Source organism: Streptomyces sp. NEAU-W12 (assembly GCF_026242095.1).
Classification (GTDB): domain Bacteria; phylum Actinomycetota; class Actinomycetes; order Streptomycetales; family Streptomycetaceae; genus Streptomyces.
The window spans coordinates 59,553-68,318 of record NZ_JAPJDM010000034.1 but is presented as its reverse complement, the minus strand read 5'-3'; the positions used below and the strand labels follow the sequence as shown (position 1 = coordinate 68,318).

The following is an 8,766-nucleotide window of genomic DNA, read 5'->3' as shown; positions in this document are numbered from 1 at the left end:
AAAACCACCCCGGCCTGTTCGACCGCGTCCGCACCCTGCCCTGGCGTGAGATCACACTCGACCACTACGAGCGCACCCGGGCGCACCACCGCGACGGGATCCGTCGGCTGAAGACCGCCGTGTTCACCCACCTCGACCACCCCGACGCCCGCCAGGCCCTCTCTCCTCGGTCGACGCCGTCACGCATCGACCGGCGTCGTCAGCACCGCCCGGACGGTCTTGCCGCTGGGTGGGTGGGGGACGCAGTCCCAGTGGTCGGCGAGGGCGGTGACGAGGGTCAGGCCGCGTCCGCCGGTGGGGAGCGCGTCGGGTGCGGTGTCCGTGGGGAGGGGCAGCGGGTGGAGGTCTCCGCGGGCGTCGCTGACCTCGACGCGGAGGCGGCGGGCGCCCGGGTCGAGGACGAGCGTGAGCCGGAAGCAGCGGCCGGGCACGCGTCCGTGCAGGACTGCGTTGGCGGCCAGCTCCGCGACGACGAGTTCGGCACGCTCCGTCAGGTCCTGCGAAGCGCCCCGGGAGCGCAGCTCGGTCACGGCGAGGAGCCGGGCGAGCCGGGCGCCGCGCCGCGTGGACGACAGCAGCTGGGTGAAGGTGCCGACGGGGGCGCCGACGTGAGGTGTTGCGTGGTTCATGGCGTCAGAGTGGCGGCCGGAGGCGGGCCGGGGCGAGTGCCGCGCCCCGTACGCGGAGCGAGCGTACGGACGCGCGGAGGAGTCGGTCCGCCGGATTCCCTAGGCGCCCGGGCAGGCCAGTTCGGGGACCGCGCGGTTCGGGGAGCACGTCACCACGGCCAGGGAGAGGTACGAGGGGCGTTCGAGGTAGCAGCCGTACGACACGTCGGCGCCCGAGCGCAGGCGTTCGGCGGCGGAGTCCACCAGTCGGGCCAGGCGCGCGGTGTCCCGGTCGCCCTCCAGCGCGAACCGGGGGGTGTACTCGGCCAGCCGTTCACCGAGCCAGGCCGCCGCCTCCTTCGCCTCGTCCCAGGTGCCCCGGACCAGTGAGCGGGGCTTGAGGAGCCAGTACGCCGTCTCCAGGGGCGGGAGGTCCGACGTCCGGAACTCCGCGGCCACCTGGCGGTAGCGCTCGATCAGTTCCGGCCTGCTCCCGGCCGGGGGCGGATCGGGGCGCGGGGGGCGCCGCATGGCCTCGTCGTCGAAGCGTTCCTTCGGGCCGGTCCACAGGTAGGCGTGGTGGTGCACGAGCCGTTCCCGTTTCGAGAAGGGCCGACCGGGCACGGGGAGGGGCCCGGCCCGGCCGGCGGTGGGGAGGGGGAGGGAGGGATCAGGTGCCGAAGCCGAAGCGCGCCGGGTCGATACCGGCGGCGTCCAGTTCCTCCGTGGTGAACCGCAGCGGCTGCGCGTCCGGCCGCTTGCTGTCGCCCAGGGCCCAGGCGCCCTCACCGATCCGGGCGAGGGACACGCACCCCTCGGTGCAGGGGCCGCCGCACGCCTTCGTGAACGAGGCACCGCTGATGTCGAGCGCGTACAGGTTGGTTCCGTTCCGCATGACTGCACCTTCCAGCTCGTCTGAACGCGGCCGGGTCCGGCCGCCGCCGCCCGCTCCGGGCGGGAGTTCACGGGAGGGGAGACGGCCGCCGGGGTGTTTTCGCAGGTGACCGGCGGACGCGGACGGTTTCTCCTCGCTCTCCGTGACCTCAGAGTGGCGGTCGGACGGGGCGGGGACGAGTGTGGCAGCCCGTACGCTGAGTCAGCGTACGGACACGAAGAGTGGACGGTACGTCTGATTTTCCGTCAGGCTGGAGGTGAACGCGGGCGGCGTGAGGAGCCGTCGTGGTGCGGTACGGAGGAGAGGGAAGGGGCGGCGGATGGACATCGTCGGAGTCGAGGGGGAGGCGGCCGGGGCCGTGAGCGCCGGTGCGCGGGCGGTTCCGGTGGGGGAGTGGGAGCGGGAGCCGCATCCGTCGGACAGCCTGCGGACGTTCGGCGCCGTCGTCCAGGCGCTACGTGAGCACGCGGGACTCAGCCGGGTCGACCTGGGCGCCCGGGTCCAGTACTCCAAACACACGGTCGAGTCGGTGGAGTTGGGGCGGCGGATGCCGGACGAGGCGTTCGTGGAGCGGGCGGAGGAGGCGCTCGGCAACACCGGTGCGCTGCGGAAGGCCGCGCGGCATCTGACGCGGGGGGAGGCGGGGCTTGCGGCGTGGTTCCGGCGGTGGGCTCGGCTGGAGCGGGAGGCGGTGAGCCTGTGCACGTACGAGTGCCGGTTGGTTCCGGGGCTGTTGCAGTCGGAGGCGTACGCGCGGGCGGTGTTCGACAACAGCATTCCGCTACTGACCGACGAGCAGACGGAGGCGCAGGTCGCCGCCCGAATGGAGCGGCAGACGATAATGCGGGACCGGCCGACCGTGCCGTTCGGCTTCATCGTGGAGGAGTCGGTTTTCCGACGCGGGCTGGGCGGGGCGCAGGTGCAGACGAGCATGCTGGACCATGTGCTTGCGCTGACCGCGCCGCGTAACGTGACGCTGCAAGTGGTGCCGTTGGAGTTGGAGTTCCACGGGTGCCTGGACGGGCCCATGCGGATCTTGGAATCTCCGGAGGGGCGGCGGCTCGGGTACTCCGAGGGCCAGCAGAACGGGCGGCTGATCTCCGACCCGAAAGAGATGAGTCTGCTCTGCCGACGCTATGACACACTGCGCTCGCAGGCCCTCAATCCCAGGGAATCCCGGGACCTGCTGGAGCGACTGCGAGGAGAGCTATGAGCAGCGGTACGTCGGAACTCGCCTGGTTCAAGTCCAGCTACAGCGGCACCCAGGGTGACGACTGCGTGGAGGTCGCGATCGCCGTACAGGCCGTCCACGTGCGGGACTCCAAGGACGTGACCCGCCCGGCCTTCGCCGTCGGCCGTGAAGGCTGGGGGCGGTTCGTGCGGTTCGCGTCGGAGCGCTGAGCGACGTGAGGACGTGCCGTCCGCTGGAGCAGCGGACGGCACGCCCTCACCGCGTTCGGGAGCCCTTGGTCCCGCCCGTGGGGCCGTAGCCGAGGGGCGCGCGGTTGATGAAGCGGTCACCGAGATCGCGCACGGGTGCGGGCTTCGGCTGCTGGGCGGCGCTTTTCGCCGTGGGCTTCTTCGGGGCGGGCTTCTTGGGAAGTGCCGGCCGGCGCGGTCGCCGGAGGCGGGGCACCGCCCCGGCGACCGGTCAGCGGGTGGCGAGCAACTCGAGTGTGTCGATCACGCGGTTCGAGAAGCCCCACTCGTTGTCGTACCACGCGACCACCTTGACGTGGCGGCCGTCGACGCGGGTGAGGGCCGAGTCGAAGATCGACGAGGCGGGGTTGCCCGTGATGTCGGACGACACGAGCGGGTCGTCCGAGTACTCGAGGATGCCGGCGAGCGGCCCCTGCGCTGCGGCGCGGTACGCCGCCAGCACGTCGTCGCGCGTCACGTCGCGGGCGACGGTCGTGTTGAGTTCGACGATCGAGCCCACCGGCACCGGTACGCGGATCGAGTCGCCCGACAGCCTGCCGTCGAGGTTCGGCAGCACCACGCCGATCGCCTTGGCGGCGCCGGTCGTGGTCGGCACGATGTTGACGCCGGCGGCCCGGGCGCGACGGGCGTCGCGGTGCGGACCGTCCTGCAGGTTCTGTTCCTGCGTGTAGGCGTGCACCGTCGTCATGAACCCGTGCTCGATACCGGCGAGTTCGTCGAGGACCGCGGCCAGCGGCGCGAGCGCGTTGGTGGTGCAGGAGGCGTTCGAGACGATCGTGTGCACGGCCGGGTCGTAGGCGTCGGTGTTGACCCCGAACGCGAGCGTGACGTCGGCGCCCTCCGACGGCGCGCTGACGAGTACCTTCCTCGCGCCCGCGTCGAGGTGGGCGCGGGCGGCCTTGGCCGAGGTGAAGCGGCCGGTGGCCTCCAGGACGATGTCGACGCCGAGTTCGGCCCACGGCAGCTGCGCCGGTTCGCGCTCGGCCAGCACCGCGATCCGACGGCCGTCGACGACGAGGGTGTCCCCGTCGACGGTCACCGGGCGCCCGAGCCGGCCGGCCGTGCTGTCGTAGGCGAGCAGCCGGGCGAGCGTGGCGGGCTCCGTCAGGTCGTTGACGGCGACGATCTCGAGGGTGCTGTCGCGCTCCAGCAGTGCGCGCAGCACGTTGCGTCCGATGCGGCCGAATCCGTTGATGGCGATGCGAGTCATGAGTGGTGTCCCTTTCCTTCCCCACCAGGCTCGCCCACGGCTCGCGCCGCTGACAGTGGCGGGATCGCCACGGTTCAAAAGGATCCCGCCACACGGTGCCGGGCGGGTCACTCGCCCCGGGTGAAGGTGCGCCGGTACTCGCTCGGTGTGGTGCCGAGGATGCGCTGGAAGTGCAGGCGCAGGTTCGCGCCGGTGCCGAGCCCGACGTCGGCGGCGATCTGCTCGACGCCGCGCTGCGAGCGCTCGAGCAGTTCGCGGGCCAGGTCGATGCGGGCGCGCATCACCCACTGCATCGGCGTGCAGCCGGTCTCCTCGACGAAGCGCCGGGAGAACGTGCGCGGCGAGACCCCCGCCCGCCGCGCCAGTGTGTCGAGGGTGAGGGGCTCGCCGAGCCGGTGCAGCGCCCACTCGCGGGTGGCGGCGAACCGCTCGCCGAGCGGCTCGGGGACGCCGCGCGGCACGTACTGGGCCTGGCCGCCGCTGCGGTAGGGGGCCGCGACCAGACGCCGGGCCGCGTGGTGGGACGCGGCCACTCCGAGGTCGCCGCGCAGGATGTGCAGGCACAGGTCGATGCCGGAGGCGGCGCCGGCCGAGGTGAGCACGCTGCCCTCGTCGACGAACAGCACGTTCTCGTCGACCCGGACGAGCGGATGCCTGGCCGCGAGTGCCCGCGTGTAGTGCCAGTGCGTCGTGGCGCGCCTGCCGTCGAGCAGGCCCGTGGCGGCGAGCGCGAAGGCACCCGTCGAGATGGCGGCGAGCCGCGCGCCCCGGTCGTGGGCGGCGACCAGTGCCTCGACGACGGCCCGCGGCGGGTCGTCGCGGTCCGGGAACCGGTAGCCGGGGACGAAGACGACGTCGGCCCACGCAAGCGCGTCGAGACCGTGGGCGACGTGGTACGCGAGGCCGTCGCCGCCGGTCACGAGACCGGGTGCCGCCCCGCACACCCGCACCTCGTACGGCATGCTCGCGCGGGTCGTGAACACCTGCGCGGGAATGCCGACATCGAGCGGCTTCGCCCCCTCGAGCACGAGGACGGCGACGCGATGCAGGCGGGAGGCTGGCACGGGAAGAGGTTACGTGGGCCAAGACCGTCACCCGTTCGGTTCGGGCCCCGCGGTTCAAGCGGCCGGTCACTGGACACGAGGCGCCTCTGTCGCCCGGCCACTCCCGTCGCGGGGCCGTCCGGCCGCGCCGGCATCCGCCTCGTCCCGGGCACGCGGCGCCGAGGCCCCGCGCCACCACACCGGGGGACACCTTCGTGGCGCACAGGATCACGACCGCCGGGCCCACCCTGCACGACAAGCCTCGCCCTGCACCGACTCCAGCGCGGACGCGGCCCGGCGCTGTTCCGCCGTCGTCACCGCGGCGACCGCTCTCCGTCTCTCGCACCGGATGCGACGGACGGAGAATGGTCGTGGGCGGGGACGGCCTCGTGCCGGGATCTGCTCGGCCGCACCTGGTCACCTGGTGACCGGCCGGCCCTCCGGGGCGGAAGACTCAATCCGCCCCGGCGGCGGAGAGGTGTGCGTCCACGTCGACGACACCGTCGACGCCCTGGCAGAGGCCCACGACCACCGCAACGAGACGCGGTTCCGGAAGGTGTCCCCGAAGGACGACGACCCCGTCCCGGACCTCGACCGCGACGGTGCCCCCGTCCAGGCCGAGGATGCGCCCCAGGACGTCCTGCTCGACCTCGCCGCGGATCTCGGCGTCGGAGCGGACGAAGGTGTCCAGCAGGTCGCTGCGGGTGACGATGCCGGTGAGGAGCCCGTCGTCGCCGACCACCGGCAGCTGCTTGACGTGCCGCCTGCGGAGTTCCCGCGCGGCCCGGGGGATCGTCCAGTCGGCGCGGGCGGTGAAGACGGGGCTGCTCATGAGCGCGCCCGCGGTCCGGGCCTGGGCCTTGCTCCAGGCGTGCACGTCGTTCCCGTCCCGACCCTGCGGATCGGGCATGCCGGTCTCGTGGCGCAGCACGTCGGACGCGGACACGACGCCGACGGGAACGCCGTCGTCGTCGATGACCGGGGCCGCGACGATGTCGTTGGCGTCCAGCAGGGCGGCGACCTCCTGGAGCGGTGTGGTGGGGCGGAAGGTGAGGACCTCCTCGGTCATCACGTCACCGACCGTGCGGCGGTACAGCACCATGGCATCGGACTCCTCCGCTGTGCGACGGAGCGGGCGCGCCCCTGCCGGCGCGTCCACGCCGTCTTCCCTACTCATCACACCACCGCGCCGCTCCGGCGGCCAGTGACGTTCGGCCCGGTGGGGAGGGCCGGCGGCCCCACGGCCAGGAGTGCGGCCGAGTGCGCGCGAGATGCCGGCGACGCCGGGCGCCCGGCCCCTGCGCTTGTCGACGGGGACGATCGGGTTGCCCCCTGACCGCTCACTGAGCGTCATCGAGCTGCGGGCTTCAACCGCGAATGCGTGCCCCCCCATGCGATCCCCGCCCCATGCGCCCCCTGCGACCTCTCACCATGCGACGCACACACCCTGCCGTTACCGGGCGGAGCAGTGCGTCCACTCCAGGGAGGCACGCCGCCCGGCATCGGAGCCCGTCACGCCTGCTCAACCGACCGCTTCGGAACGGGGCTGTTCATGGCCGAGGCGGGGGCGTGGAGCGCGCGACGCGGAAACCCACGTCGTCGATCCGGAAGGTCGGGTGGCTGCGCCGCCGCACCGACGCCCGGCAGCTCCAGTGCTCGTCGGCCCATCCACCGCCACGGAGTACCCGGTAGGTGCCGTACACCTCGGCGTCGTAGACGTCCCAGCACCAGTCCCACACGTTGCCCAGCATGTCGTACAGACCCCATGCGTTGGGCTGCCTGCCGCCGACAGCACGGATCCGCCCGTCGGAGTTGCCCTGGTACCAGGCGACCTCGTCGAGCCGGCCGTACCTCGCGCCAGTGGTCCCCGCACGACAGGCGTGCTCCCATTCGGCCTCGGTCGGCAGCCGGTACCCGTCTGCGGAGGTGTCCCACTCGGCCGTCCCGGCGTCGGCGCACAGGTCGTACGCGGGCGTCAGCCCCTCGCGCCGGGACAAGGCGTTGCAGAACCGGACCGCGTCCCACCACGAAACACCCTCGACCGGCAGCCGCTCGCCTCGGGTACTACTCGGCCGTCGGCCTGTGACCCGTGCGTACCAGGACTGGGTGACCGGGAACGCCGACATCCGGAACGGCGCGACCTCGACCGGCCAACTGCTCTGCGTCCGCCGGTCCGACAGCGTCACCCGTCCCGACGGGACGGCGACCATCCCGTTTCCTGCCCCCACGTCCACAACGGCCCACCCTACCGGCGTCCTCCCACCGCTCCACCGATCTCTCCGAGGGATCCGAGGAGGCGGCAAAGCCGTTGTCGGACCAGCGCCCGGCACCTCCGTCCGCTCAGCGGTGGGGCCGAATCAACCTCGTACGCCGTGGAGCCACTTCCCATCCGTGCGGTGGAGCCCGTGGGAGGGCTTGCGGACGTCTTCTCTCACGCGTCATCACCGGGTCGCGGGATGTTCCCCGGACCCTTCGAAGGAACTGGCGACCCGACATCATTCATGAATCTTCAACTACGTACGGTGTGCCGAATGTTGAGCGTGCCCGGTCCTGCCTAGGGTGGATTTCATCCGATGATCATGCCGGTACGGAGCCGAAGTGACGGGCCGCCGGCGGCACAGTGTGAAGGACGCCATGAAGACAGGTTTCGCCCTCCCCCAGTTCCACCGCCAGGCGTACGGCATCGCCGAGACGGCCGCGTTCGCCTCCGCGATCGAGGAGGCCGGGGGTACCAGCCTGTGGGTGGGGGACCGCAACCTGGCCGCGGTCCGTCCGGTCGTGGGATACGGCGGGCAGGGCAACACCATCCCGGAGGAACTGAACCCCGCGGCGGACCCGTTCGTCCTCCTCGGCGTCGCCGCCGCCGCGACCAGCCGCGTGCTGCTGGGCTCCCATGTCCTCGTCGCCCCGCTCTACCCGCCCGTCCAGCTGGCCCGGTCGCTGACGACGATCGACCTGATCAGCGGCGGACGTCTGCTGCCCGGCTTCGGGGTCGGCTGGTCCCCCGAGGAGTACCAAGCGGCCGGCCTGGACTTCACCCGCCGCGGTGCCCGCATGGAGGAACTGCTCGACGCCCTCGACGCCATCTGGACCACCGACCCGGCGCGGTACGAGGGTGCGCAGCTCTCCGTGCCCGAGCACCACTCGCCGCTGAAGCCGGCGCGGAAGCCGCGTCCGCCCTTCTACCTGGGCGCGATGTCCGAGCGCGCCCTGCGCCGCGTCGCCCGACGCGGTGACGGCTGGCTGCCGCTGATCGTCGTCCCGAGTTACGTCGACGTCGACGGGCTCGTCGCGCAGCGCTCGCAGCTCGATGAACTGGCCCGCCGGGCCGGCCGTGATCCCCAGGCGATCGACACCGTGCTGCGGGTGAACATCGACGCCGGCACGAGCACGGAGCGGGTCGCCGACACGGTCAAGGAGGTCCACGAGCGGACGGGCATCGACCACTTCATGATCGACTCGATGTACGACGTGGACACCGTGGAGGGGTCCCTCGAGCACGCCCGGGAGATCCTCCGGCTCGTGGCGAAGGGCTGAGCCCGGATCGCTCCGGCGGCGACATGCCTTCCG

10 protein-coding genes are annotated in these 8,766 nt (G+C 72.5%); 3 read left to right on the top strand and 7 right to left on the bottom strand.

Annotation, left to right across the window (positions count from 1 at the left end):
* Positions 1-179: 179 nt before the first annotated feature.
* The 3 genes from ORI94_RS31930 to ORI94_RS31920 form a co-directional block, all read right to left on the bottom strand.
* Positions 180-629, bottom strand: a complete 450-nt coding sequence (locus ORI94_RS31930) for an ATP-binding protein (protein WP_266082084.1) — start codon at positions 627-629, stop codon at positions 180-182.
* 99 nt (positions 630-728) lie between these two features.
* Positions 729-1,196 carry a hypothetical protein gene (locus ORI94_RS31925; RefSeq protein WP_266082082.1) on the bottom strand — a complete coding sequence of 156 codons (468 nt, stop codon included), beginning with the start codon at positions 1,194-1,196 and terminating at the stop codon, positions 729-731.
* Positions 1,197-1,278: 82 nt separating this feature from the next.
* The gene (locus tag ORI94_RS31920) at positions 1,279-1,503 is read right to left on the bottom strand and encodes a DUF397 domain-containing protein (protein WP_266082080.1); all 225 of its coding nucleotides are present in this window, start codon (positions 1,501-1,503) and stop codon (positions 1,279-1,281) included.
* Between the two features lie 319 nt (positions 1,504-1,822).
* Here ORI94_RS31920 and ORI94_RS31915 point away from each other — a divergent pair, with 319 nt between their 5' ends.
* Both ORI94_RS31915 and ORI94_RS31910 read left to right on the top strand, forming a co-directional pair.
* Positions 1,823-2,716: a helix-turn-helix domain-containing protein gene (locus ORI94_RS31915; protein ID WP_266082078.1), complete on the top strand. Its 894-nt coding sequence runs from the start codon at positions 1,823-1,825 to the stop codon at positions 2,714-2,716.
* Positions 2,713-2,904: a DUF397 domain-containing protein gene (locus tag ORI94_RS31910; protein WP_266082076.1), complete on the top strand. Its 192-nt coding sequence runs from the start codon at positions 2,713-2,715 to the stop codon at positions 2,902-2,904. The genes ORI94_RS31915 and ORI94_RS31910 overlap by 4 nt, the downstream gene beginning before the upstream one ends.
* 250 nt (positions 2,905-3,154) lie before the next feature.
* Here the strand turns inward: ORI94_RS31910 and gap are convergent, their stop codons facing one another.
* The 4 genes from gap to ORI94_RS31890 form a co-directional block, all read right to left on the bottom strand.
* On the bottom strand, positions 3,155-4,153 hold the full coding sequence (gap, locus tag ORI94_RS31905) for a type I glyceraldehyde-3-phosphate dehydrogenase (RefSeq protein ID WP_266082074.1): 999 nt from the start codon (positions 4,151-4,153) through the stop codon (positions 3,155-3,157).
* A 107-nt stretch (positions 4,154-4,260) separates the two neighbouring features.
* Positions 4,261-5,217: a GlxA family transcriptional regulator gene (locus ORI94_RS31900; protein WP_266082072.1), complete on the bottom strand. Its 957-nt coding sequence runs from the start codon at positions 5,215-5,217 to the stop codon at positions 4,261-4,263.
* 433 nt (positions 5,218-5,650) lie between these two features.
* Positions 5,651-6,298: a CBS domain-containing protein gene (locus ORI94_RS31895; protein ID WP_266082070.1), complete on the bottom strand. Its 648-nt coding sequence runs from the start codon at positions 6,296-6,298 to the stop codon at positions 5,651-5,653.
* 448 nt (positions 6,299-6,746) lie between these two features.
* The gene (locus ORI94_RS31890; RefSeq protein ID WP_266082068.1) at positions 6,747-7,406 is read right to left on the bottom strand and encodes a formylglycine-generating enzyme family protein; all 660 of its coding nucleotides are present in this window, start codon (positions 7,404-7,406) and stop codon (positions 6,747-6,749) included.
* A gap of 424 nt (positions 7,407-7,830) precedes the next feature.
* Here ORI94_RS31890 and ORI94_RS31885 point away from each other — a divergent pair, with 424 nt between their 5' ends.
* Positions 7,831-8,733: a TIGR03619 family F420-dependent LLM class oxidoreductase gene (locus ORI94_RS31885; RefSeq protein WP_266082066.1), complete on the top strand. Its 903-nt coding sequence runs from the start codon at positions 7,831-7,833 to the stop codon at positions 8,731-8,733.
* The last annotated feature ends 33 nt before the right edge of the window (positions 8,734-8,766 follow it).

Bases quoted from the DNA above. Each gene is read 5' to 3' on its own strand.
- ORI94_RS31885 (WP_266082066.1), top strand. From the start codon at position 7,831: ATGAAGACAGGTTTCGCCCTCCCCCAGTTCCACCGCCAGGCGTACGGC.
- ORI94_RS31890 (WP_266082068.1), bottom strand. From the start codon at position 7,406: ATGGTCGCCGTCCCGTCGGGACGGGTGACGCTGTCGGACCGGCGGACG.
- ORI94_RS31920 (WP_266082080.1), bottom strand. From the start codon at position 1,503: ATGCGGAACGGAACCAACCTGTACGCGCTCGACATCAGCGGTGCCTCG.
- ORI94_RS31915 (WP_266082078.1), top strand. From the start codon at position 1,823: ATGGACATCGTCGGAGTCGAGGGGGAGGCGGCCGGGGCCGTGAGCGCC.
- ORI94_RS31910 (WP_266082076.1), top strand. From the start codon at position 2,713: ATGAGCAGCGGTACGTCGGAACTCGCCTGGTTCAAGTCCAGCTACAGC.
- ORI94_RS31895 (WP_266082070.1), bottom strand. From the start codon at position 6,298: ATGGTGCTGTACCGCCGCACGGTCGGTGACGTGATGACCGAGGAGGTC.
- gap (WP_266082074.1), bottom strand. From the start codon at position 4,153: ATGACTCGCATCGCCATCAACGGATTCGGCCGCATCGGACGCAACGTG.
- ORI94_RS31930 (WP_266082084.1), bottom strand. From the start codon at position 629: ATGAACCACGCAACACCTCACGTCGGCGCCCCCGTCGGCACCTTCACC.